Source organism: Mesorhizobium sp. BR1-1-4 (genome assembly GCF_020165375.1).
In the GTDB taxonomy this organism is placed as follows: domain Bacteria; phylum Pseudomonadota; class Alphaproteobacteria; order Rhizobiales; family Rhizobiaceae; genus Mesorhizobium; species Mesorhizobium australicum.
Genome location: NZ_JAIUIB010000017.1, coordinates 36627 through 58738 on the forward strand (window position 1 = coordinate 36627; position 22112 = coordinate 58738).

The 22112-nt window shown below is 61.9% G+C and carries 34 protein-coding genes and 1 pseudogene; all 35 read right to left on the reverse strand.

Features of this window, described 5'->3' with window-relative positions; all coding sequences use genetic code 11:
- Positions 1–9: 9 nt before the first annotated feature.
- Positions 10–882, reverse strand: a complete 873-nt coding sequence (locus tag LB571_RS27985) for a DMT family transporter (RefSeq protein WP_051041371.1) — start codon at positions 880–882, stop codon at positions 10–12.
- A 47-nt stretch (positions 883–929) separates the two neighbouring features.
- Entirely contained in the window at positions 930–1910 is a 981-nt protein-coding gene (locus LB571_RS27990; protein ID WP_015317967.1) for an RluA family pseudouridine synthase, read from the reverse strand.
- Between the two features lie 63 nt (positions 1911–1973).
- On the reverse strand, positions 1974–2348 hold the full coding sequence (crcB, locus tag LB571_RS27995; protein WP_140664338.1) for a fluoride efflux transporter CrcB: 375 nt from the start codon (positions 2346–2348) through the stop codon (positions 1974–1976).
- A 181-nt stretch (positions 2349–2529) separates the two neighbouring features.
- Positions 2530–3360 carry an aspartyl/asparaginyl beta-hydroxylase domain-containing protein gene (locus LB571_RS28000; RefSeq protein ID WP_140619545.1) on the reverse strand — a complete coding sequence of 277 codons (831 nt, stop codon included), beginning with the start codon at positions 3358–3360 and terminating at the stop codon, positions 2530–2532.
- 156 nt (positions 3361–3516) lie between these two features.
- Positions 3517–3726 carry a DUF930 domain-containing protein gene (locus LB571_RS28005; protein WP_318011707.1) on the reverse strand — a complete coding sequence of 70 codons (210 nt, stop codon included), beginning with the start codon at positions 3724–3726 and terminating at the stop codon, positions 3517–3519.
- A gap of 469 nt (positions 3727–4195) precedes the next feature.
- A complete protein-coding gene (locus LB571_RS28010) occupies positions 4196–5503 on the reverse strand; it encodes a replication-associated recombination protein A (RefSeq protein WP_224599625.1) in 1308 nt (435 codons plus the stop codon).
- A 144-nt stretch (positions 5504–5647) separates the two neighbouring features.
- Positions 5648–7141, reverse strand: a complete 1494-nt coding sequence (locus tag LB571_RS28015) for a DegQ family serine endoprotease (RefSeq protein WP_140720525.1) — start codon at positions 7139–7141, stop codon at positions 5648–5650.
- Positions 7142–7320: 179 nt separating this feature from the next.
- Positions 7321–7749: a 50S ribosomal protein L17 gene (gene rplQ / locus LB571_RS28020; RefSeq protein WP_140792844.1), complete on the reverse strand. Its 429-nt coding sequence runs from the start codon at positions 7747–7749 to the stop codon at positions 7321–7323.
- Between the two features lie 104 nt (positions 7750–7853).
- Entirely contained in the window at positions 7854–8864 is a 1011-nt protein-coding gene (locus LB571_RS28025; protein ID WP_006205443.1) for a DNA-directed RNA polymerase subunit alpha, read from the reverse strand.
- Between the two features lie 103 nt (positions 8865–8967).
- Positions 8968–9357: a 30S ribosomal protein S11 gene (gene rpsK, locus LB571_RS28030; RefSeq protein ID WP_006205444.1), complete on the reverse strand. Its 390-nt coding sequence runs from the start codon at positions 9355–9357 to the stop codon at positions 8968–8970.
- A 120-nt stretch (positions 9358–9477) separates the two neighbouring features.
- On the reverse strand, positions 9478–9846 hold the full coding sequence (gene rpsM / locus LB571_RS28035) for a 30S ribosomal protein S13 (protein WP_006205445.1): 369 nt from the start codon (positions 9844–9846) through the stop codon (positions 9478–9480).
- A 200-nt stretch (positions 9847–10046) separates the two neighbouring features.
- Complete coding sequence (locus LB571_RS28040) at positions 10047–10643, reverse strand: adenylate kinase (RefSeq protein ID WP_224599626.1); 597 nt, start codon at positions 10641–10643, stop codon at positions 10047–10049.
- The gene (secY, locus tag LB571_RS28045) at positions 10640–11980 is read right to left on the reverse strand and encodes a preprotein translocase subunit SecY (RefSeq protein WP_015317976.1); all 1341 of its coding nucleotides are present in this window, start codon (positions 11978–11980) and stop codon (positions 10640–10642) included. The genes LB571_RS28040 and secY overlap by 4 nt, the downstream gene beginning before the upstream one ends.
- A gap of 193 nt (positions 11981–12173) precedes the next feature.
- Complete coding sequence (gene rplO, locus LB571_RS28050) at positions 12174–12647, reverse strand: 50S ribosomal protein L15 (RefSeq protein WP_015317977.1); 474 nt, start codon at positions 12645–12647, stop codon at positions 12174–12176.
- A 22-nt stretch (positions 12648–12669) separates the two neighbouring features.
- Complete coding sequence (rpmD, locus tag LB571_RS28055) at positions 12670–12867, reverse strand: 50S ribosomal protein L30 (protein ID WP_006205449.1); 198 nt, start codon at positions 12865–12867, stop codon at positions 12670–12672.
- Positions 12868–12891: 24 nt separating this feature from the next.
- Complete coding sequence (rpsE, locus tag LB571_RS28060; protein ID WP_006333394.1) at positions 12892–13455, reverse strand: 30S ribosomal protein S5; 564 nt, start codon at positions 13453–13455, stop codon at positions 12892–12894.
- A 132-nt stretch (positions 13456–13587) separates the two neighbouring features.
- Positions 13588–13947 carry a 50S ribosomal protein L18 gene (gene rplR / locus LB571_RS28065; RefSeq protein ID WP_015317978.1) on the reverse strand — a complete coding sequence of 120 codons (360 nt, stop codon included), beginning with the start codon at positions 13945–13947 and terminating at the stop codon, positions 13588–13590.
- 137 nt (positions 13948–14084) lie between these two features.
- Complete coding sequence (gene rplF, locus LB571_RS28070) at positions 14085–14618, reverse strand: 50S ribosomal protein L6 (protein ID WP_013895694.1); 534 nt, start codon at positions 14616–14618, stop codon at positions 14085–14087.
- 88 nt (positions 14619–14706) lie between these two features.
- A complete protein-coding gene (gene rpsH, locus LB571_RS28075; protein WP_006205453.1) occupies positions 14707–15105 on the reverse strand; it encodes a 30S ribosomal protein S8 in 399 nt (132 codons plus the stop codon).
- 12 nt (positions 15106–15117) lie between these two features.
- Entirely contained in the window at positions 15118–15423 is a 306-nt protein-coding gene (gene rpsN, locus LB571_RS28080; protein WP_013895695.1) for a 30S ribosomal protein S14, read from the reverse strand.
- A gap of 27 nt (positions 15424–15450) precedes the next feature.
- A complete protein-coding gene (rplE, locus tag LB571_RS28085; RefSeq protein ID WP_023773630.1) occupies positions 15451–16029 on the reverse strand; it encodes a 50S ribosomal protein L5 in 579 nt (192 codons plus the stop codon).
- A complete protein-coding gene (rplX, locus tag LB571_RS28090; protein ID WP_006205456.1) occupies positions 16022–16336 on the reverse strand; it encodes a 50S ribosomal protein L24 in 315 nt (104 codons plus the stop codon). Before rplX ends, rplE begins: the two co-directional genes overlap by 8 nt.
- A 12-nt stretch (positions 16337–16348) precedes the next feature.
- A complete protein-coding gene (rplN, locus tag LB571_RS28095; RefSeq protein ID WP_006205457.1) occupies positions 16349–16717 on the reverse strand; it encodes a 50S ribosomal protein L14 in 369 nt (122 codons plus the stop codon).
- 72 nt (positions 16718–16789) lie between these two features.
- Positions 16790–17029: a 30S ribosomal protein S17 gene (gene rpsQ / locus LB571_RS28100; RefSeq protein ID WP_010909280.1), complete on the reverse strand. Its 240-nt coding sequence runs from the start codon at positions 17027–17029 to the stop codon at positions 16790–16792.
- Between the two features lie 11 nt (positions 17030–17040).
- Entirely contained in the window at positions 17041–17241 is a 201-nt protein-coding gene (gene rpmC / locus LB571_RS28105) for a 50S ribosomal protein L29 (protein WP_006205459.1), read from the reverse strand.
- Positions 17242–17254: 13 nt separating this feature from the next.
- The gene (gene rplP, locus LB571_RS28110; RefSeq protein WP_006205460.1) at positions 17255–17668 is read right to left on the reverse strand and encodes a 50S ribosomal protein L16; all 414 of its coding nucleotides are present in this window, start codon (positions 17666–17668) and stop codon (positions 17255–17257) included.
- Positions 17669–17695: 27 nt separating this feature from the next.
- Positions 17696–18421 (reverse strand): 30S ribosomal protein S3, encoded by a 726-nt coding sequence (gene rpsC, locus LB571_RS28115; protein ID WP_013895697.1) that lies wholly within the window; start codon positions 18419–18421, stop codon positions 17696–17698.
- On the reverse strand, positions 18421–18810 hold the full coding sequence (rplV, locus tag LB571_RS28120; protein ID WP_010909277.1) for a 50S ribosomal protein L22: 390 nt from the start codon (positions 18808–18810) through the stop codon (positions 18421–18423). The genes rpsC and rplV overlap by 1 nt, the downstream gene beginning before the upstream one ends.
- Before the next feature lie 2 nt (positions 18811–18812).
- The gene (gene rpsS / locus LB571_RS28125) at positions 18813–19091 is read right to left on the reverse strand and encodes a 30S ribosomal protein S19 (protein ID WP_015317982.1); all 279 of its coding nucleotides are present in this window, start codon (positions 19089–19091) and stop codon (positions 18813–18815) included.
- Between the two features lie 16 nt (positions 19092–19107).
- The gene (gene rplB, locus LB571_RS28130; RefSeq protein WP_015317983.1) at positions 19108–19941 is read right to left on the reverse strand and encodes a 50S ribosomal protein L2; all 834 of its coding nucleotides are present in this window, start codon (positions 19939–19941) and stop codon (positions 19108–19110) included.
- Positions 19942–19964: 23 nt separating this feature from the next.
- Positions 19965–20258, reverse strand: a complete 294-nt coding sequence (locus LB571_RS28135; RefSeq protein WP_224599629.1) for a 50S ribosomal protein L23 — start codon at positions 20256–20258, stop codon at positions 19965–19967.
- Positions 20255–20875, reverse strand: coding sequence for a 50S ribosomal protein L4 (gene rplD, locus LB571_RS28140; RefSeq protein WP_015317984.1), 621 nt, complete (start codon positions 20873–20875; stop codon positions 20255–20257). The genes LB571_RS28135 and rplD overlap by 4 nt, the downstream gene beginning before the upstream one ends.
- Positions 20875–21597, reverse strand: a complete 723-nt coding sequence (gene rplC, locus LB571_RS28145) for a 50S ribosomal protein L3 (protein WP_015317985.1) — start codon at positions 21595–21597, stop codon at positions 20875–20877. The genes rplD and rplC overlap by 1 nt, the downstream gene beginning before the upstream one ends.
- 61 nt (positions 21598–21658) lie before the next feature.
- Positions 21659–21967 carry a 30S ribosomal protein S10 gene (gene rpsJ, locus LB571_RS28150; RefSeq protein WP_010909272.1) on the reverse strand — a complete coding sequence of 103 codons (309 nt, stop codon included), beginning with the start codon at positions 21965–21967 and terminating at the stop codon, positions 21659–21661.
- Positions 21968–22036: 69 nt separating this feature from the next.
- Positions 22037–22112 (reverse strand): annotated as a pseudogene (locus LB571_RS28155) (elongation factor Tu); the annotation flags it as partial.

The window sequence follows — 22112 nt, forward strand, 5'->3', positions numbered from 1 at the left end:
GTGCCTTTCTTACACCGGTATCAGCTTGCGTGCCGGCCGGTTGACGATGATCAGGCCGGCCGCAATCAAGCCAAGTGCGAGAAAAATGCGAATGGTCAGCGGCTCGTTCAAGATGATCGCACCGCACAGGACACCGAAGACCGGCGACAGGAAGGTGAAGCTGGACAAGCCTGAAGCCGGATAGCGGCGCAGCAGCCAGAACCAGAGCACATAGGTGAAAGCGACGATATAGACCGCCTGGAAAAGCAGCGCCAATGTCGGCAACAGGGACGGATCGCGCACCGGTGGGCCGGCAAGAGGCAGCACCATCATGCCAACGATCGCCGCGCCGGCGAGTTGATAGAGCAGCAGTTTTTCCGCACTCGCCTCGACCAGTTTTGATCGTTTGATAAGGATATTGGTCAGGGCCCAGAAAAACCCCGAACCGAGGCTCAGGAGATCACCGAACAGCATGTCTCCGCTACCGCCGAGCTTGTCGGAAAAGACCGTGGCAAGACCGGCGAAGGCCAACAGCAGGCCGAGGAACTTGCGCATGGTGATCTGTTCGCCGAGCAGGAAATGGCCGCCGATCAGCATCCAGAACGGCATTGAGTTGACCAGCAGCGTATTGCGCGCCACGGTCGTATGCTCCAGGCCAACGTAGAGACAAAGGAACTCAACGCCGAAAAGCACGCCGACCGCAATGCCCGCCGGCAATGTCCCATCCCTGCTGAACAGCGCAATGCCGCGCCAGCGGCACCAGAGAAAGACGCAGAAACCACCGATGACCGAACGCGCGATCGATAGGAAGACGGGATCATAGCCTGCATAGGAGATCTTGGCGGCGACGTAGTTCAGCCCCCAGGAAAAGGTCAGGCCGACCATGATGGCGGCTGCGGCCATGTCGACCGCGTCGCGCCGATCGAGCGCATCGGTGGCGCCGCTCACGGTTAGTCCTCCGCGCTGGCGTCGTCGAAGCCGATCAGGTTCCAGCTCTGGCGCATATGCGGCGGCATCGGAGCGGTGACGTCGATGACGCCCTTGTCCGGGTGCGGGATAATGATGCGGCGCGCGTGCAGATGCAGGCGGTTTTGTATGCCGCCAGGAAAATCCCAGTTGGTGTCGGCCTCGAAGTATTTCGGGTCGCCGATGATCGGGCAGCCGATATGGGCGGCATGGACGCGAAGCTGGTGTGTGCGGCCGGTATAAGGTTCCATCTCCAGCCAGGTCATGGTCTGCGCCGCCTGCTCGATAATGCGATAATAGGACACGGCATGGTCGGCGCCTTTTTCGCCATGCGCGGCGATGCGCACGCGGTCGCCGTCCGGCGTAGCCTCCTTGATCAGCCAGGTCGAGATCTTGTCCTCGCGCTTGGGCGGCACGCCCTTGACCAGCGCCCAGTAGGTCTTCTTGGTTTCCCGCGCCCGGAACGCCTCTGAAAGCTTCATCGCGGCCAGCCTGGTGCGGGCCACCACCAGCACGCCCGACGTGTCGCGGTCGAGCCGGTGCACCAGCCGCGGCTTCTCGCCTTTCTGGCTGCGCCAGGCTTCCAGCATGTCGTCGACATTGCGGGTAACGCCGGAGCCGCCCTGAACGGCGAGGCCCGCCGGCTTGTTGAAGACGAAGACCTTGGGATCCTCGTGGATCAGCATCTTGGCGAGCACATCGGCGTCGCCCTGGTTGCGGATCGAGTGGCCGGTGAGCGCGCTCTCGCCCTTCTTGTCCACCTCGAGCGGCGGAACGCGGACCATCTGCCCCGGCTCGACGCGGGTGTCGGCCTTGACCCGGCCGCCATCGACGCGGATCTGGCCGGAGCGCAGCAGCTTCTGTAGATGGCCGAAGCCAAGGCCCGGGAAATGCGTCTTGAACCAGCGATCGAGCCGCATGCCCGCCTCGCCGGCCTCCACAGTGATCTGTTCAACGCCTGCCATGTCTTCTTCGCTTATCCGTTTCCCGAGCAGGGCTCTTGGCCTGCGCTTGGCGCGGCAATAACATTATGAAACGGTTCTTGCGAGCCAAAGTCCCAGAAACAGGGCAATGATCGCGCCAACGACGCTGGCAAGCGCATATCCGAATGCCGGCAGTGTCGAACCTCGTTCCCACAGGGCGGCGAAGTCGAGCGAAAAGGCGGAGAAGGTGGTGAAGCCTCCGAGAATGCCGGTAGCAACGAACAGCCTGACCTCATCGGACCCGCCGCGACGCGCAAGGATGGCGATGAACAGCCCCATCGCAAACGAGCCGACGATGTTGATCGCCATCGTGCCCCAGGGATAGTTGGGACCGACGAGGCGCAGCGCGCCCATGCTGGTCAGATGACGGATGCCGGCGCCGATGCCGCCGCCGACGGCTACGAGAAGCAGATTGAACATAGAACGTTACTGCCCCCGCGAGGACGCCGGCGTCAATCCCTTGAGCGAGGTGACGCAGCTTCGGGATGGCAGAGATAGTCGACCTATCAAGAACCGGGCTTCCAACTCACGTAGCGCAATCACTGCCGTGACGCATTCAGGATACTGCCGGCTCCGCCGGCAGTATCGACAGATCTTCAACTTAGGTGGTTTCGACCTTCTTTGGCTTTGTCGAGCCAATCATCTTCCAGTTCTTGTAGAACATCGAGTTGATGCGCTCGACGCTCACCGAGACGACCGCAAGCATGCCAGCGATCAGGCGGGGCACCGGGGATGGCCTGATAATATCCATGAACACGCAGTAGCGGCGGCCATCATACTCGTTGACCGAGCGATGCAGCAGCGTGTCGTCGAAAATGAACTGCGGATTGTCGTACCAGTAGTTCTTGACGTTGCCGCATTCGACGAAAATCTCCGCTTTCACCGGGATCAGATTGTAGAGGATACGCAGGCTGAGCCGCAGCGGTCCGAAATGCCAGGAGGTCGATTCGCGCTTGCTGAAGACGGAAACGGCAATCGTTTTGATGTATTTGAAGTCCTTGTTGAATTCCTCGACGTTGTCGATCCTGTGCTTGCCGTACCACTGGTAGACATACATGCCGCGCCGGCCGGCGCCGAAATTGGCGTCGATGTCGGCGATGATCTCATCTTTGCGCGCCTTGAAGATATCAAGGACCTCATTGACCTCACGCTGGTAGTCGGCGGGAAACTGCTCCAGCTTCCACACGCCCGGATTTCTGTAGCACAGGAGATCGACCAGCAGGTTGAAGGGCGACAGCAACCAGGTGAAGAGCCCGTTGCCAAGAAAGTAGCCACTGAACAGCGCCAAATCCTTCCTGTCGTTGCGCAACACGTCGATCAGACCACAGACGATGAAGATCGTCGTCAGGATGGGGATGAAATAGAAGCCAAGGGCGAGAAGCGGGATGGCAATGGCGAATTTGCGAAGGGATTTGCGAAGGGTTTTTGTCATTTTTCCACGCGCGAAGCGCGATCCTGTTGCGAATGAGGTGCCCAATCATGGCAACGGCCACCGCCCGACCGTGCGCCTTGATAAGGTTTTTTGGGTCACCGCACAACGGCCATGGTGTCTGGCCGGGCTGGTTGCCTGGTGGAGTTTGCCGGGCCGTCAATGCACTGCCGGCAAGCCAAGCTCGTCCCATTTGTCCCTGGCCACGGGATCGCCGACTAGAAATTCAAAGCCAATGACGCTTTCGCCGTCCTTGGCGAGCTGGCATTTGAACTTCAGACTGTACCAGCTTTTACGGCTGCGAAAGGCCGCACCATTAGCGGCGATCGTCGTGCCGGTGATCTTCTCCTCCGCGGTCGCGTAGGGCACCACCCGCTCCGGCTGGAAATCCGCATGCCATTGCGGATTTGGTCCATGGCCTCCAGATTGCAAAGCTGCACCATGCGCTCATCGGATGCGAAGGTCTTGAGATCGGCGCGGGCCTGCTTGCTGCGCGGATCGGCGAGGGTCTTGGCCGACAGCATCCGCGTTGGGCGGATCATGGCGGGCGTGGCGGGAAATCGAGGAGCGCTTGGAGCAGGCGCCGGTGCCTCGGGCATGGGTGCGCGGGGTGCCTCCTCGATGGGAGGTGCGGGCGGCCTTGTCGAAACCTCGAATTGCTGTGGCGTCAGGATGGCGACCGACACGCGCTCCTCCTCCTCTCTCCCGCTCGAGCGCTTCGGCGATGGTAACAACATAACGCTGGCGGCGAGCAGCCCATGCAGGAGAACCGAAGTGGAAATCCCCCAGGGCGAGGCCTCGTTTCGCACTGACAAGGCCACCGGGCTCCGCAAGCCGGCTATTCCCGCTCTTTGCGCAGCTTTGCCCAGTAGTCGAGCCGCTTCCTGATGTCGCGCTCGAAACCACGCTCGGGCGGATCGTAGAAGGTCTGGCGGCCCATCTTTTCCGGAAAATAATCCTGGCCTGAAAAGGCATCTGGCTCATCATGGTCGTAGCGGTAGCCGGCGCCGTAATCCTCTTCCTTCATCAGCTTGGTCGGCGCGTTGAGAATGTGCTTCGGCGGCAGCAGCGAGCCATGTTCCTTGGCGGCCCGCGTGGCAGCCTTGAAGGCAGTGTAAACGGCATTGGATTTGGGCGCGGTGGCGAGATAGACGGTGGCCTCGGCAAAGGCGAGTTCGCCCTCCGGAGAGCCGAGATAGTCATAGGCATCCTTGGCCGCGTTGGCGACGACCAGGGCCTGCGGATCGGCCAGACCAATGTCCTCCATCGCCATGCGAACCAGCCGGCGGCCGAGATAGAGCGGATCCTCCCCGGCATCGAACATGCGCGCGAGATAGTAAAGGGCGGCATCGGGATCCGAGCCGCGCACCGACTTGTGCAGGGCCGAGATCAGGTTGTAATGGCCGTCCTGGCCCTTGTCGTAGATCGGCGCACGGCGCTGGACGATGCGCTGAAGCCCTTCGGGATCGAATATCTCGCCAGCCTTGGCCGCGCGCCAGACCTCTTCCGCCAGGGTCAGCGATGCGCGTCCGTCGCCATCGCTCATACGAATGAGCATCGTGCGTGCTTCATCATCAAGCGGCAGCGCCCTGCCCTCCGCCTCCTCCGCCCGCGTCATCAGCTTGGCGATGCTGTCCTCACCCAGCGAATGAAAGACCATGACCCGCGCGCGCGACAACAAGGCCGCGTTGAGTTCGAAGGACGGGTTTTCGGTGGTGGCACCCACCAGCACGACCGTCCCATCCTCCATGGCGGGGAGGAATGAATCCTGCTGGGCGCGGTTGAAACGATGAATCTCGTCGACGAAGAGCAAAGTCTGGCGGCCGTTGGCACGGCGCAGCTTGGCCGCCTCGAACACTTTCTTCAGGTCGGCGACGCCGGAAAAGACCGCCGATATCTGCTCGAAGGCAAGGCTGGTCTCGCCGGCAAGCAGCCTCGCCACCGTGGTCTTGCCGGTGCCTGGCGGCCCCCAGAAGATCATCGATCCCAGCGAACCGGAGCCGATCAACCGGGTCAGCGCGCCATCGGGTCCCGTCAGATGTTCCTGGCCAACGACCTCCCCAAGATTCTTCGGACGCAGCCTGTCGGCCAGCGGCCGTCCGGGCGGCACCTTTTCCGGTTCGTCAACGCTGAACAGATCGGCCATGCACTTCCTCAGAGCAATTCCCGGAAAAGTGTGAAGCGACTTTCGGTCCGGGATTGCGTCAAAACAAGGATATAGGGCAGGTCGGCGTTTTGGTGAAACGCCGACCTGCTCCAAGTTTGGAGCGCGATCCCTTCAGGGTCGAACTCAGTAACGCAAAACCTGGCGCAGTATCTGCCCGCCGCGCTCGACGGTAAAGCGCCACCAGCGCGTATCCTGCTGGGCTACCTGCGCCAGCACTGCGGCGGTGTCGATGGTGGTGCCGTTGACCTCGCGCACGATGTCGCCTGGCTGAAAGCCGAAATCGGCGGCCGGCGAATCGCGATTGATATCGATCACCGTCACACCCTTGAGGTCGGTACGCAAGCCAAGCTTCTGGGCAAGCCGCGGCGACAGTTCCGAGACCTTCGCGCCCGAGAACGGGCTGCGGCCATGCAGCGTCACTTCCGAGGCTTTTGCCCCCTCCGGCGCGCGCTCCAGCGCAATGTCCATCGCCGCTTGCTGACCCTTGGTCAGGATCGCGAAATTCGCCTTGGTGCCGATCGACAGTGTCGCCATGCGGTAGTCGAGCGCCTCGATGCTCTCGACCGGCTTGCCATTGATCTGCAGCACGACATCGCCCGGCTTCAACCCTGCCTTGCCAGCGGGACCCGTCGCGTCGACCGAGGAGACCAGCGCCCCGGTCGGCTTTTCCATGCCCAGTGATTCGGCGATCTGCGGCGTCACCGCTTCGAATTCGGCGCCGATATAGGGCCGTTCGAAGAAATCGAGACCGGCCTTGGCGGCATCGGCGAAAGCCCGCACCATGTTGGCGGGGATGGCGAACCCGATGCCGATCGAGCCGCCGCTGCGGCTGTAGATGGCGGTGTTGATGCCGACCAGCTGACCGCCCATGTTGATCAGCGCGCCGCCGGAATTGCCGGGATTGATGGCGGCGTCCGTCTGGATGAAATAACCCGAATCCGAAACGCCGATATGGCTGCGGGCGAGCGCGGAAACGATACCGCTGGTGGTGGTCTGGCCAACACCGAACGGGTTGCCGATGGCCAGCACAAGGTCGCCGACCTCGAGCGCGTCGGAATCCCCGATGGCGATGACCGGGAACGGCTTGTCGGACTCGATCTTGAGCACGGCGAGATCGAGCGTCTCGTCCTTCAGCATCACCTTGCTGGTGAATTCGCGGCCGTCGGCGGTCGCCACCTTGACCTCGTCGGCATCCTTGATGACGTGGAAATTGGTGACGATGACACCGCTCGGATCGACGAGCACACCCGAGCCGAGCGAAGACTGCGCACGCGGCTGGGCACGGCCGAAGAATTCCTCGAAGAACGGATCGCCTTCGAAAGGCGATGTCACCTTGGCGGTCTGCGAGGCATAGACATTGACCACCGCGGGTGCCGTCTGCTTGACCAGCGGCGCGAACGAAAGCTGGACCTCCTCGCGGCCGAAAGGCACGCGCTTGTCCGGACCTGAAGTGGCATTCTCGCCTTCGACGCCATGCAGCAAGTCCGTCAACACATCGGAGAGGCCTGGATCGGCGGGCTTGGCGGCGTCTTCGGCCTGCGCCTGCCGAACTGCCGGTGCGGCTGCGAACACCATGAAGGCGCAGAGCAGAACAAGGGACAGTCTTTTGGCGCGCATTGCGAATCCTCCAAGCGAGTTCGGGCGCATTGTCCCGACGAATGTGCAAAATGAAAGGCTAAGCCGCTGAAATCCGATTATTTTCGCGGCAGTCAATCGTTTTTGGCACGCCTTGGGCGCACGCAGTTATGAAAAAGGGGCCCGCAGGCCCCTCTAATTCACTCCGAAAAGGCGAAGCCTTATGCGGCCGCGGCTTCGTCCGCGCCTTCGGCTTCGATGCGGGCGCGATCGCCGGCGCCCTTGGCCGAGGTGTCGCGATCGACGAACTCGATGACCGCCATCGCGGCATTGTCGCCGTGACGGAAGCCGGCCTTCATGATGCGCAGATAGCCGCCGTTGCGGGTGGCATAGCGCGGGGCGATGGTGTCGAACAGGCGCTTGACGACGCCCTCATTGCCGATCTGCGCGATCACCTGGCGGCGCGCGTGCAGGTCGCCGCGCTTGCCGAGCGTCACCAGCTTCTCGACGATCGGACGCAGGTCCTTCGCCTTCGGCAAGGTGGTGACGATCTGCTCGTGCTCGAGCAGCGACACCGCCAGGTTGGCAAACATCGACTTGCGGTGGCTTATGCTGCGGGCGAAGCGGCGGCCTTTGAAACCGTGGCGCATGGCTCTTTTCCTTCTTCAGTTGTTCAAGAGGCCACGGCCTCCGAGGGTTTTCCGCATGACCGTCGGATCGAGCGGCTCACGCCGCAGATCCTTGGAATTCATGCTCAATATTGGTCTTCGTAACGCTTGGCGAGGTCTTCGATGTTTTCCGGCGGCCAGTCCGGCACTTCCATGCCGAGGTGCAGGCCCATCGCCGCCAGCACTTCCTTGATCTCGTTCAGCGACTTGCGGCCGAAGTTCGGGGTGCGCAGCATCTCGGCTTCGGTCTTCTGGATGAGATCGCCGATATAGACGATGTTGTCGTTCTTCAGACAGTTGGCCGATCGCACCGAAAGCTCGAGTTCGTCGACCTTCTTGAGCAGCGCCGGGTTGAAGGCGAGCTCGGTAACGGCTTCGGCGGCGACTTCCTTCTGCGGCTCGTCGAAGTTGACGAACAGGCCAAGCTGGTCCTGCAGGATGCGGGCGGCGAAAGCCACCGCGTCCTCGCCCGAGATCGAACCGTCGGTCTCGATGGTCATGGTCAGCTTGTCATAGTCGAGAACCTGGCCCTCGCGGGTGTTCTCGACCTTGTAGGAGACCTTCTTCACCGGCGAATAGAGGCTGTCCACCGGGATCAGGCCGATCGGCGCGTCCTCGGCGCGGTTGCGCTCGGCAGGCACGTAGCCCTTGCCGGTGTCGACGGTGAATTCCATGCGGATTTCAGCGCCTTCGTCCAGCGTGCAGATGACGTGGTCGGGGTTGAGGATCTCGACGTCGCCAACCGTCTGGATGTCGCCGGCAAGAACCGCACCCGGGCCCTGCTTGCGAACGACCATGCGCTTGGGGCCATCGCCTTCCATGCGGATTGCGATTTCCTTGATGTTCAGGACGATGTCGGTCACGTCCTCGCGCACGCCGGCGATGGACGAGAATTCATGCAGAACACCGTCGATCTGCACGGCGGTGACGGCCGCCCCGCGCAGCGAAGACAGAAGCACGCGGCGCAGCGCGTTGCCAAGCGTCAGGCCAAAGCCACGCTCGAGCGGCTCGGCGACCAGCGTGGTCAGCGTCTTCTTCTTCGACGAGAACTCGATCTTGTTCGGCTTGATCAGTTCCTGCCAATTTTTCTGGATCATGATGCTTTCCTTCCGTTGACCCGCCACCATCCAATCGTGGCGGGCGACCTGGAATACCGTGGAGGAACGCCCTTGGGCGCTCACGCGGCGTTCGATAAATTGCTTAGACGCGACGCTTCTTGCGCGGGCGGCAGCCATTGTGCGGGATCGGCGTCACATCACGGATCGAGGTGATGGTGAAGCCGGCCGCCTGCAGGGCGCGCAGCGCCGATTCACGACCGGAGCCCGGTCCGCAGACCTCGACTTCGAGCATGCGCATGCCGTGTTCCTGGGCCTTCTTGGCAACGTCCTCGGCAGCCATCTGGGCGGCGAACGGGGTCGACTTGCGCGAACCCTTGAAGCCCTGGGCACCGGCCGACGACCAGGCAATCGAATTGCCCTGCGCGTCGGTGATGGTGATCATCGTGTTGTTGAAGGTCGAATTGACGTGGGCAACGCCCGACGAAATATTCTTGCGTTCGCGACGGCGAACACGAGCGGCTTCCTTGGCCATGACAGTCCTTTCAGTTGATCTCTACACCGCCGTAATGCCAGCGGCTCCACCTGGAAGTGAATAGTGAATTAGTGAGTAGCGATGACGTCCTCACCACCCACTACCAATCACTCACTCTTATTACTTCTTCTTGCCGGCGATCGACTTGGCCGGGCCCTTGCGGGTACGTGCATTGGTGTGCGTGCGCTGGCCGCGAACCGGTAGCGAGCGGCGGTGACGCAGGCCGCGGTAGCAGCCAAGGTCCATGAGCCGCTTGATGTTCATCGACACTTCGCGGCGCAGGTCGCCTTCGACCTGATAGTCGCGGTCGATGGTCTCGCGGATCTGCAGCACTTCCGCATCGGTCAACTGGTTGACGCGGCGCTCGGCCGGGATGCCGACCTTGTCGACGATCTCCTGGGCGAACTTCTTGCCAATGCCGTGAATGTACTGAAGCGCGATGACGACGCGCTTGTTGGTCGGAATGTTGACGCCGGCTATACGAGCCATGTTCTTCTCTTCTCCATGTGGGCCGGACAAGCCGGCATTATTCAGATTGCCCCGCGTCCGGTGGAGGCCGGCCCTTGCGGGAGTTTCCAGTTCAAAGCGACTGCCCTGCCCTTGCGGACAGGCAAAGCGCGCATCTGATAGGAAGACGGGCCGCCATACCGCAGCAAGTCGTCTCCGTCAAGCTTAATCTTTAAATTCCCTTACCGCGCCTTCTCGGCCGCCGCGAGCACGGCTTCAATCTCGGCGGTTACCGCGTCGATACTGGCCATGCCGTCCACAGTCTTGAGCTTGCCCTTGGCGTAATAGTAGCCGGTCAGCGGAGCGGTCTTCTTGTAGTACTCCCGCAGCCGCTCTTCGAACACGGCGGGATTGTCGTCCTTGCGCACCGGCTGGCCGGCGGCCTTTGCATCATCGGCGCGCTTGACGATTCGACCAACCAGGGCCCTGTCGTCGACGACCAGTTCGACGACGGTGTCGAGACCAATGCCACGCTCTGAAAGCATCGATTCAACCGCATCCGCCTGCACCAGCGTGCGCGGATAGCCGTCGAGGATAAAACCCTTGGCGCAGTCAGCCTGATCGATACGCTCGGCGACGATGGCGTTGACGATGGCGTCGGACACCAGCTCGCCGGCATCCATCACCGCCTTGGCACGCTTGCCGACCTCGGTACCGGCCTGAACGGCGGCACGCAGCATATCACCCGTCGAGAGCTGGGGTATGCCGTGTTTTTCTACCAGTCTTTGTGCTTGTGTCCCCTTGCCCGCTCCTGGCGGCCCAAGCAAAATCAACCTCATCTGGCTTTCTTCCCCCCGCGCAGCTTCGACTTCTTGATCAGGCCTTCATACTGGTGCGCGATCAGGTGCCCCTGAATCTGCGCAACCGTATCGAGCGTGACACTGACCACGATCAGAAGCGATGTGCCACCGAGGTAGAATGGTACGCCAGTCGCCGAGATCAGGAACTCCGGCAGCAGGCACACCAGCACCAGATAGATGGCGCCGACGACGGTGATGCGGGTAAGGACGTAATCAATATAGTCGGCGGTGCGCTCGCCCGGACGATAGCCAGGGATGAAGCCCGAATGCTTCTTGAGCTGGTCGGCGGTGTCCTTCGGGTTGAACACGATCGCTGTGTAGAAGAAGGCGAAGAACACGATCATCGCCGCATAGAATGCCATGTAGAGCGGCTGGCCGTGGCCAAGCGAGGCCAGGATGGTGCTAGCCCAGGCCGGCATGTTGGTCGTCTGCGAGAAGCCGGCGACGGTGGCCGGCAGCAGAAGCAGCGACGACGCGAAGATCGGCGGGATGACGCCCGAGGTGTTGAGCTTAAGCGGCAGATGCGAGGTATCGCCCTGGAACATGCGGTTGCCGACCTGGCGCTTCGGATACTGGATCAGCAGGCGGCGCTGGGCGCGCTCGAAGAACACGATAAGCGCTATGACGACGATGGCCAGCACGATGATCGCCAGGATCAGGCCGGTCGACAGGGCGCCGGTACGGCCGAGTTCCAGTGTGCCGGAAATGGCATGCGGCAAGCCGGCGACGATGCCGGAGAAGATGATCAGCGAAATGCCGTTGCCGATGCCGCGCGCTGTGATCTGCTCGCCCAGCCACATCAGGAACATGGTGCCGCCGACCAGCGTGACGACGGTGGAGATGCGGAAGAACATGCCGGGATCGCTGACGATGCCGTTGCCGTTCTCCAGTCCCACCGAAATGCCATAGGCCTGTACCAGCGCCAGGAGCACGGTGCCGTAGCGCGTGTACTGGTTGATGACCTTGCGGCCCTGCTCGCCTTCCTTCTTCAGCGCTTCCAGCGAGGGAATGACCGAGGTCATCAGCTGCATGATGATGGAAGCGGAGATGTAGGGCATGATGCCGAGTGCAAAGATCGCCATGCGCTGCACGGCACCGCCGGCGAACATGTTGAACATGCCGAGCACGCCCTTGCTCTGCGAGGAGAAGGCCTGGGCGAAAGCATCGGGATTGATGCCGGGAAGCGGGATGTAGGTGCCGAGGCGATAGACGAGCAACGCGCCGATGGTGAACCAGATGCGTTTCTTAAGGTCCTCCGCCTTGGCGAAGGCCGAGAAATTCAGATTCGAGGCTAGTTGTTCAGCAGCCGAAGCCATGCCTGATTCTCCGCTTGGTAACGCTTGATGGCCCGTGAGGTCAGGCGGTGCGTTTCACCGAAGCTCACGAGATAAGCTCCGGGCTGTAAACATGCAAGCGGCCGCGTCGACGCGGCCGCTAAATTGAGCAGGTCAAAGCGCGATCGGAAGCAAAAACGGATACCACTCTTGCCGACCGCTCTTCAAATTGCCCTTACTCGGCGGCTGCCTTTTCCGGCAGCTTGACCGAACCGCCGGCCTTTTCGATCTTCTCGATCGCGGCCTTGGAGGCGCCGGCGACGTCGAAGGCGAGCTTGGCCTTGAGTTCGCCATCGGACAGCACGCGCACGCCATCCTTGACGCGGCGGATGACGCCGGCGGCGACAAGCGCCTCGGCCGTCACGGTCGCCTTGACGTCAAGCTTCTTGGCATCGACGGCTTCCTGGATACGGGCCAGCGAGACGACGGTGAAGCTCTTGGCGAAGATGTTGTTGAAGCCACGCTTCGGCAGACGCCTGTAGAGCGGCATCTGGCCACCCTCGAAGCCGTTGACGGCGACGCCGGAGCGCGCCTTCTGGCCCTTGACGCCGCGACCGGCGGTCTTGCCCGAGCCGGAGCCGATACCGCGGCCGAGACGCTTCTTGGAGTGCGTCGCACCGTCCTTGTCACGCAGATCATTGAGTTTCATCTGGGTTCTCCTGCGCTCTTGCTCAGCCCTCGTCCACGACGCGGACGAGATGCTGGACGGCAGCGATCATGCCGCGCACGGAAGGCGTATCTTCCAGCGTGCGCTGCTTGTGCATCTTGTTGAGGCCGAGGCCGACCAGCGTTGCGCGCTGTTCCTTCGGGCGGCGGATCGGCGAACCGATCTGCTCAACGGTGATGGTCTTGGTTGCTTTCTTGGCCATGGTCAAAATCCCTGGTCAGATCGACTATTCTTCAGCCGCAACGGCGGTGCCGCGGCGGGCCTGAAGGGTCGAATACTTGATGCCACGCGCGGCAGCCACATCCTTGGGATGCATTTGGCTCTTCAGCGCGTCGAAGGTGGCGCGAACCATGTTGTACGGGTTCGACGAACCCATCGACTTGGCAACCACGTCGTGCATGCCGAGCGTCTCGAAGACGGCGCGCATCGGGCCGCCGGCGATGATGCCGGTACCCTGCTTGGCAGCGCGCAGCAGAACGCGGCCAGCGCCCCAACGTCCCTCGACGTCATGGTGCAGCGTGCGGCCCGAGCGCAACGGCACGAAGATCATGTCGCGCTTTGCGGATTCAGTTGCCTTGCGGATAGCTTCCGGCACTTCGCGCGCCTTGCCGTGACCAAAGCCAACGCGGCCCTTCTGGTCGCCGACGACGACGAGCGCGGCAAAACCAAAGCGACGGCCGCCCTTGACGACCTTGGCGACCCGGTTGATGTGGACAAGCTTGTCCACCATGCCGTCATCGCGTTCTTCACGATCGCGGCCGCGGCCGCCATCCCTACGTTCCTGTGCCATATCCTGTTCCTTGTTCTTTTCCGGAAGCACGGGTTGCTGATTGCCGGCGCCGCTTTGGGTCGCCGACGGTGAAAATTAGTTCTTCCCTTGCATGATCTTATCCGAAAAGTCTGCAACTTTTCGGGGTCATGCTTAGAAGCTGAGACCGCCTTCGCGGGCCGCTTCAGCCAGCGCCTTGACGCGGCCGTGATAGATGTAGGCGCCGCGATCGAAGACGACTTCCTTGACGCCGGCCTTGGTGGCGCGCTCGGCGATCAGCTTGCCGATCGCAGCGGCAGCAGCAGTGTCAGCGCCGGTCTTGAGCGACCCCTTGAGGTCCTTCTCGAGCGTCGAGGCGGCGGCAATGGTGTGGCCCTTGGCGTCGTCGATGACCTGAACGTAGATGTTCTTCGACGTGCGATGAACCGACAGACGCGGACGCTCGCCGGCGACTTTCTTGATCTGACGGCGCACGCGCTGCGCGCGGCGCTGGATGGATTCCTTGATAGCCATGACAGTTCCTTGCCTTCAAAAAACGGGGGCCGCCATATGCGGTAGGCGAAGCGCCTCCCGCGACCGCTCCCCGCGGCGTTAACTTCCGTGGCTTGGTCCCTGTCCGAAAAGTCTGCAACTTTTCAGGACCAAGCCGATTACTTCTTCTTGCCTTCCTTGCGGACGATCTTCTCGCCAGCGTAGCGGACGCCCTTGCCCTTGTAGGGCTCGGGACCGCGGTATTCGCGGATCTCCGCCGCGACCTGGCCGACCTGCTGCTTGTCGATGCCGGCCACGGTGATTTCGGTCGGCTTCGGCACGGTGATCGTGATGCCGGCCGGCGTCTCGTAGACGACATCATGGCTGAAGCCAAGGGCCAGTTGCAGGTTCTTGCCCTGCAAGGCGGCGCGATAGCCGACGCCGGTGATCTCGAGCTTCTTCTCGAAACCGTCCTTCACGCCCTGCAGGATGTTGACGATCTGCGTGCGCGACATGCCCCACTTAGAGCGGGCGGTCTTGGTCTGGTCGCGAGGCTGGACAGCGATTTCGCTGCCTTCCATCTTGACCAGGACTTCGTCGTTCACCACGAACTTCAGCTCGCCCTTGGGGCCCTTCGCCGTCACGGTCTGGCCATTGACGGTCGCGGTCACGCCCTGCGGCAGCGAAACGGGTTTCTTTCCAATACGAGACATCAGGTTGTCCTCGTCACTTCTCTTGTTTCAGGTCTCTGTCTTCGGGAACGATCCGAAGACCGAATTCCACGTGCGGTAAGCTGCCGGATCAGAAGATCTGGCAGAGGATCTCGCCGCCGACGTTCTGTTCGCGTGCTTCATGGTCGGCCATCACGCCCTTCGGTGTCGAAAGGATGGCAATGCCGAGGCCGTTGGCAACGTGCGGGATCGACTTGGCCGAGACGTAAACGCGGCGGCCGGGCTTCGAAACGCGGGCGATTTCGCGCACGACCGGGGCACCGTCGAAATACTTCAGCTCGATTTCGATCTCGGACTTGCCGTTGTCGAAATCGGTCTGGCTGTAATCGCGGATATAGCCTTCAGCCTTCAGCACGTCGAGGACGCGGGTGCGCAGACGCGAGGCCGGCGTCGAGACACTCGACTTCTTGCGGCCATAGGCGTTGCGGATGCGGGTCAGCATATCGCCGAGAGGATCGCTCAATGACATGTTATGTCCTCCTTACCAGCTCGACTTGACCAGGCCCGGGATCTGGCCGTTATTGCCGAGGTCCCGAAGCGCGATGCGCGATACTTTGAGCTTGCGATAGTAGGCACGCGGGCGGCCGGTGACTTCGCAGCGGTTGCGGATGCGGATTTTGGCCGAGTTGCGCGGCATGGCGGCAAGCTTGAGCTGAGCGCGGAAGCGCTCTTCCATCGGCTTGGATTGATCCATGATGATCGCCTTGAGCGCAGCGCGCTTGGGACCGTACTGGTCGGCAAGCTTGCGGCGCCTGTTGTTCTTCTCGACTGAGCTGGTCTTTGCCATTTCAGATTTTTCCTTTTCTCGCTGCCGTTACTGGCGGAAGGGGAAGTTGAAAGCCTTGAGCAAAGCCCTGGCTTCGTCGTCCGTCTTCGCAGTCGTACAAACGATGACGTCCATGCCCCAGATCTGATCAACCTTGTCGTAGTTGATCTCCGGGAACACGATGTGCTCCTTGATGCCCATGGCGTAGTTGCCACGGCCATCGAAGCTCTTGGGGTTCAGTCCGCGGAAGTCGCGGACGCGCGGCAGCGCGATGTTCACGAGGCGGTCGAGGAACTCGTACATGCGTTCCTTGCGCAGCGTGACCTTGGCGCCGATCGGCATCTTCTCGCGAACCTTGAAGCCCGCGATCGAATTGCGGGCGCGGGTGACGACGGCCTTCTGGCCGGCGATCATCGCCAGGTCCTCGGCCGCGACCGAAGGCTTCTTCGAATCGGCGGTCGCTTCGCCCACACCCATGTTCAGCACGATCTTGTCGAGGCGCGGAACCTGCATCTCGTTGTCGTAGCCGAACTGCTCCTGCAGCGCCTTGCGGATGGTCTCGTTGTAGACCTGCTTGAGGCGCGGCGTGTTGTTGGCAGTCGCCTGCTTGGTTTGAGCCTTAGCCATTGATGACTTCTCCCGAGCGCTTGGCGACGCGCACCTTCTTGCCGTCCTTCTGGAAGATGAAACCGACGCGGGTCGGCTTGCCATCCTTCGGGTCGGCCAGCGCGATGTTCGACAGCTGGATCGGCGCTTCCTTGGTGATGATCCCGCCCTCTTGGGACTGGGACTGCTTCTGGTGACGACGGATCATGTTGACGCCGCGCACCAGCGCGGTGTCATCCTTCGGCTGAACCGACAGGACTTCGCCCGAACGGCCCTTGTCCTTGCCGGCCAGCACGACGACCTTGTCGCCTTTTCTAATCTTTTGCATTGGTCCGGCTCCTTACAGCACTTCAGGCGCGAGCGAGATGATCTTCATGTGGTTCTTGGCGCGAAGTTCGCGCGGAACCGGTCCGAAGATACGCGTGCCGATCGGCTCTTTCTTGTTGTCGACGAGAACGGCCGCGTTCTTGTCGAAACGGATCACGCTGCCGTCCGGGCGGCGGATGTCCTTGGCCGTGCGAACCACGACCGCCTTCATCACATCGCCCTTCTTAACGCGGCCGCGCGGAATGGCTTCCTTGATCGACACCACGATGATGTCGCCCACGGAAGCGTATTTCCGCTTCGAGCCGCCCAGCACCTTGATGCACATGACACGACGCGCGCCGGAATTATCCGCCACGTCGAGGTTTGTTTGCATCTGAATCATGACTGGCCGCCTTCTTCTTTTCTAACGGGATGGGCTCGAAGCCCCTCCCCGGTCTGTCCAAAATTCGTTTGTTTACGCCTGATCCGAGGATACGACGATCCAGCGCTTATCCTTAGAAATCGGCTTCGATTCCTGGATGAACACCTGATCGCCGACCTTGTGGGCGTTGTTCTCGTCGTGCGCCTTGTACTTCTTGGTCATGCGCACGGTCTTCTTCATCACGGGATGCGTGAAGCGCCGTTCGACCTTGACGACAACCGTCTTCTCGTTCTTGTCGCTGACGACGGTGCCCTGCAGAATGCGCTTTGGCATGGTTTTCGTCCTTAAGCCTTCTTGGCCGCGGACTTTTCCGCAGCGATGGTCTTGATACGCGCAATGTCCTTGCGAACCTGCCTCACGCGCGCGGTCTTCTCGAGCTGGCCGGTGGCCTTCTGGAAGCGCAGGTTGAACTGCTCCTTCTTCAGGCTGGCCAGGTCGTCGGTCAGCTGGTCCTGGGTCTTGGTCCGGATGTCTTCGGCTTTCATGATCAGCCCGTCCTTATTCTGCGATGCGCTGTACGAAGCGCGTCCTGACCGAGAGCTTGGCCGCGCCGAGACGCAGCGCCTCACGGGCGGTTTCTTCATTGACGCCGTCGATCTCGAACATGATGCGGCCCGGCTTGACGCGCGCCGCCCAGTAATCGACCGCGCCCTTGCCCTTGCCCATGCGGACTTCGGTCGGCTTCGACGTGACCGGCACGTCCGGGAAAATGCGGATCCAGACGCGGCCGGCACGCTTCATTTCGCGAGTGATCGCGCGGCGGGCCGCCTCGATCTCACGCGCGGTGACGCGGTTCGGCTCAAGCGCCTTCAGCCCGAAACCACCGAAATCCAGGTTGGTGCCGCCCTTTGCGGTACCATGGATACGGCCCTTGAACTGCTTGCGGAACTTTGTGCGCTTTGGCTGCAGCATCGTTCTAACTCCAAATTCCTAAATGTCTCAGGCGTTTTCGCGACGACGACCGCGTTCGCGATCACCACCACCGCCATGCGCGGCATCACCCTCGGTCGCGCGACGTTCCGAAGCCATCGGATCGTGCTCGAGGATCTCGCCCTTGAATACCCAGACCTTGACGCCGCAGATGCCATACGCCGTGTTCGCCTCGGCCGTACCGTAATCGACATCGGCGCGCAGCGTATGCAGCGGCACGCGACCTTCACGGTACCATTCCATACGCGCGATCTCGGCGCCGCCAAGACGGCCGGCGCAGTTGATGCGGATGCCTTCGGCACCGAGGCGCATGGCCGACTGCACGGCACGCTTCATGGCGCGGCGGAACGCGATACGGCGCTCGAGCTGCTGGGCGATCGACTGGGCGACCAGGGTCGCGTCGATTTCCGGCTTGCGCACTTCAACGATGTTGAGGTGCGTCTCGGACTTCGTCATCTCCATCAGCTTCTTGCGAAGCTTCTCGATGTCGGCGCCCTTCTTGCCGATGATCAGACCCGGGCGCGCGGCATGGATGGTGACGCGGCACTTCTTGTGCGGACGCTCGATCACGACCTTCGAGATCGCGGCCTGCTTGAGTTCCTTCTCGAGATACTTGCGGATCTTGATGTCCTCATGCAGCAGCTTGCCGTACTCGCCGGTGTTCGCGAACCAGCGCGAATCCCAGGTGCGGTTGATGCCGAGGCGAAGACCGATCGGATTGACTTTCTGGCCCATTATGCGGCCTCCCCTTTTTCTTCGACTTCACGAACGACGATCGTGAGGTGCGAGAACGGCTTCTCGATACGGCTGGCGCGACCACGGCCACGAGCGTGGAACCGCTTCATGACGATCGACTTGCCGACATAGGCTTCCGCCACCACCAGCGCATCGACATCGAGGTCGTGGTTGTTTTCCGCGTTGGCGATTGCCGATTCCAGCGTCTTCTTGACCGTGCCGGAAATCCGCTTGGCCGAGAATTCGAGATCGGAAAGCGCTGTCGCGACCTTCTTGCCGCGGATCAGCGCGGCAACCAGGTTCAGCTTCTGCGGGCTGATACGGATCGTGCGCAACACGGCGCGCGCTTCGTTGTCAGCAAGCCTGCGCGGAGCTTTGGCCTTGCCCATGATTATTTCCTCTTCGCCTTCTTATCCGCGCCGTGACCGTAATAGGTCCGGGTCGGAGCGAATTCACCGAACTTGTGACCGACCATGTCCTCGTTCACCGAAACGGGAACATGCTTCTGGCCGTTGTAGACACCGAAGGTGAGGCCGACGAACTGCGGCAGGATGGTGGAGCGACGGCTCCACATCTTGATCACCTCATTGCGACCGCCTTCACGAACCTTGTCCACCTTCTTGAGAAGGTAGCCGTCGATGAAGGGGCCTTTCCAAATAGAACGAGTCACTTGGCGTTACCTCTTCTTAGCTCTTGCGCTGATGGCGCGAGCGCAGGATGAACTTGTCGGTCGCCTTGTTGGACCGCGTCTTCTTGCCCTTGGTCGGCTTGCCCCACGGGCTGACCGGATGACGGCCACCGGAGGTGCGGCCTTCACCACCGCCATGCGGGTGGTCGACCGGGTTCATGGTCACGCCGCGATTGTGCGGACGCTTGCCACGCCAAACCGTGCGGCCGGCCTTGCCGTCGTTGATGTTGCCGTGGTCCGGATTGGACACGGCACCGACGGTGGCCATGCAGGAGCCGTGAACGACACGCTGCTCGCCCGAGTTGAGGCGCAGGATCGCCATGCCCTGGTCACGGCCGACCAACTGGCCGTAACCACCTGCCGACCGGGCGACCTGGGCGCCCTTGCCCGGCTTCAGCTCGATGTTGTGGACGATGGTGCCGACCGGCATCGAGGCCAGCGGCATCGCATTGCCCGGCTTAACGTCGACCGCTTCGCCAGCCACGATCTTGTCGCCGGGAGCCAGACGCTGCGGAGCGATGATGTAGGACAGCTCACCATCATCATACTTGATCAGTGCGATGAAGGCCGTGCGGTTCGGATCGTATTCAATGCGCTCGACCGTGCCGACAACGTCGAACTTGCGACGCTTGAAGTCGATGATGCGGTACGAACGCTTGTGGCCACCACCGATGAAGCGGGCGGTGATACGGCCGTGGTTGTTGCGGCCGCCCGACTTGGTCAGACCCTCGGTCAGGCCCTTCACGGGCTTGCCCTTGTAGAGGCCCGAGCGGTCGACGATGACCAGCTGGCGGGTGCTCGGCGTTACCGGGTTGAATTTTTTCAGTGCCATTGTTGTTGTCCTCGCGGCCTTGCTCAGAGACCCGTCGCGACGTCGATCGACTGGCCGTCGGCCAGCGTCACGATCGCCTTCTTGACGTCGCTCTGGCGGCCGATCGTGCCGCGGAAGCGCTTGATCTTGCCCTTGCGGACAAGCGTGTTCACGGCCATCACCTTGACGCCGAACAGCGCTTCGACGGCGGCCTTGATTTCGGGCTTCGACGCCTTCTTGGCGACGTTGAAGACGACCTGGTTCTGCTCGGAGGCCGTGGTCGACTTTTCAGTGATCGCCGGCGAGACGATCACGTCGTAGTGACGAAGGTCGGTCATTTAAAGCGCTCCTCGAGAGCCTCGACGGCGGCCTTCGAAAGGACCAGCGTGCCGCGGCGCAGAATGTCGTAGACGTTGATGCCCTGGATGGGCAGCACGTCGATGTTGGGGATGTTGGTGGCTGCCAGCTTGAAGTTCTTGTCAAGCTCGGCGCCGCCAATCACCAGGGCGTTGGTCAGGCCCAGCGTCGCGAAATTCGCGATCAGCGCCTTGGTCTTGGCCTCGGTCAGCTTCAGCTCGTCGATGATGATGATCGACGCGCTCTTGGCCTTGGCCGAAAGGGCATGCTTGAGGCCGAGCGCACGAACCTTCTTGGGCAGTTCATGCTCATGGCTGCGAACGACCGGGCCGTGGGCCTTGCCGCCGCCGCGGAACTGCGGAGCGCGTGCGGAGTGGTGACGGGCGCGGCCCGTACCCTTCTGCTTGTACATCTTGGCACCGGTGCGCGCGATTTCGGCGCGGCCCTTGGCCTTGTGCGTGCCCTGCTGCTTCTTGGCAAGCTGCCAGCGCACGACGCGCTGCAGGATGTCCTCGCGCGGATCAAGGCCGAAAATTCCGTCGGAAAGTTCCACCTTGCCGGCGTCTTTGCCGCCGAGCGTTGTGATCTTGAGATCCATTATTCCGCTCCCTCTGTGGCCGGAGCCTCGTTCTTAGCAGCTGCCGCAACGGCGCGGATCGCGGCGGGCTTCGGCGCATTGGCCGGCAGTGCCACCTTGGCCGCGTCGCGGACCAGGATCCAGGCGCCCTTCGATCCGGGAACCGCACCGCGGATCAGGATCAGGCCGCGGTCGGCATCGGTCGAAACGACCTCGACATTCTGTGTCGTCACGCGGGTGTCGCCCATGTGACCAGCCATATGCTTGCCCTTGAACACCTTGCCCGGGTCCTGGCGCTGACCGGTCGAGCCGTGTGTACGGTGCGAGACCGAGTTACCGTGGGTCGCGCGGCCACCACCCATGTGGTGGCGCTTGATGACGCCCTGGAAACCCTTGCCGATCGTCGTGCCCGTCACATCGACCTTCTGGCCGGCGACAAAATGGTCGACGGTGATCTCGGCGCCGACGTCGATCATATTGTCGGCGGAGACGCGGAACTCGGCGACCTTCGCCTTCGGCTCGACGGAGGCGGTCGCGAAATGGCCGCGCATCGCCTTCGACGTGTTCTTCACCTTGGCGAGGCCAACGCCGAGCTGAACGGCGGTGTAGCCATTCTTCTCCTGCGTGCGCTGTGCCACGACCTGGCAGTTCTCCATCTGGAGAACGGTGACGGGAACATGTTCCCCGGCATCATTATAGATGCGGGTCATTCCCACCTTCTTTGCAATCACACCTGAACGCATCGGTTCAATTCCTTTAGAGTTCCGGGCCAGGGGCACCGCCCCTTACCGCGCTCTCATTCCCTTAGAGCTTGATCTCGACGTCGACGCCGGCGGCCAGATCGAGCTTCATCAAAGCATCGACCGTCTGCGGGGTCGGATCGACGATGTCGAGCAGACGCTTGTGCGTGCGCATCTCGAACTGCTCGCGGCTCTTCTTGTCGACGTGGGGCGACCGGTTGACCGTGAACTTTTCGATCCGCGTCGGCAGCGGAATAGGGCCGCGGACGTTTGCCCCGGTGCGCTTGGCCGTCGACACGATTTCCTTCGTCGAGGCGTCAAGCACGCGGTGATCAAACGCCTTCAGGCGGATGCGGATATTCTGTCCGTTCATGCGTCACTTCCTTGTTCTGGCGCGGCGCGGGCAACTCCGGCGCCCGCGACAGATCGGTTTAAGTCCAAATTACTCTTTGATGGTGACGACGATGCCGGCACCGACGGTGCGGCCGCCTTCACGGATGGCGAAGCGCAGCTTCTCT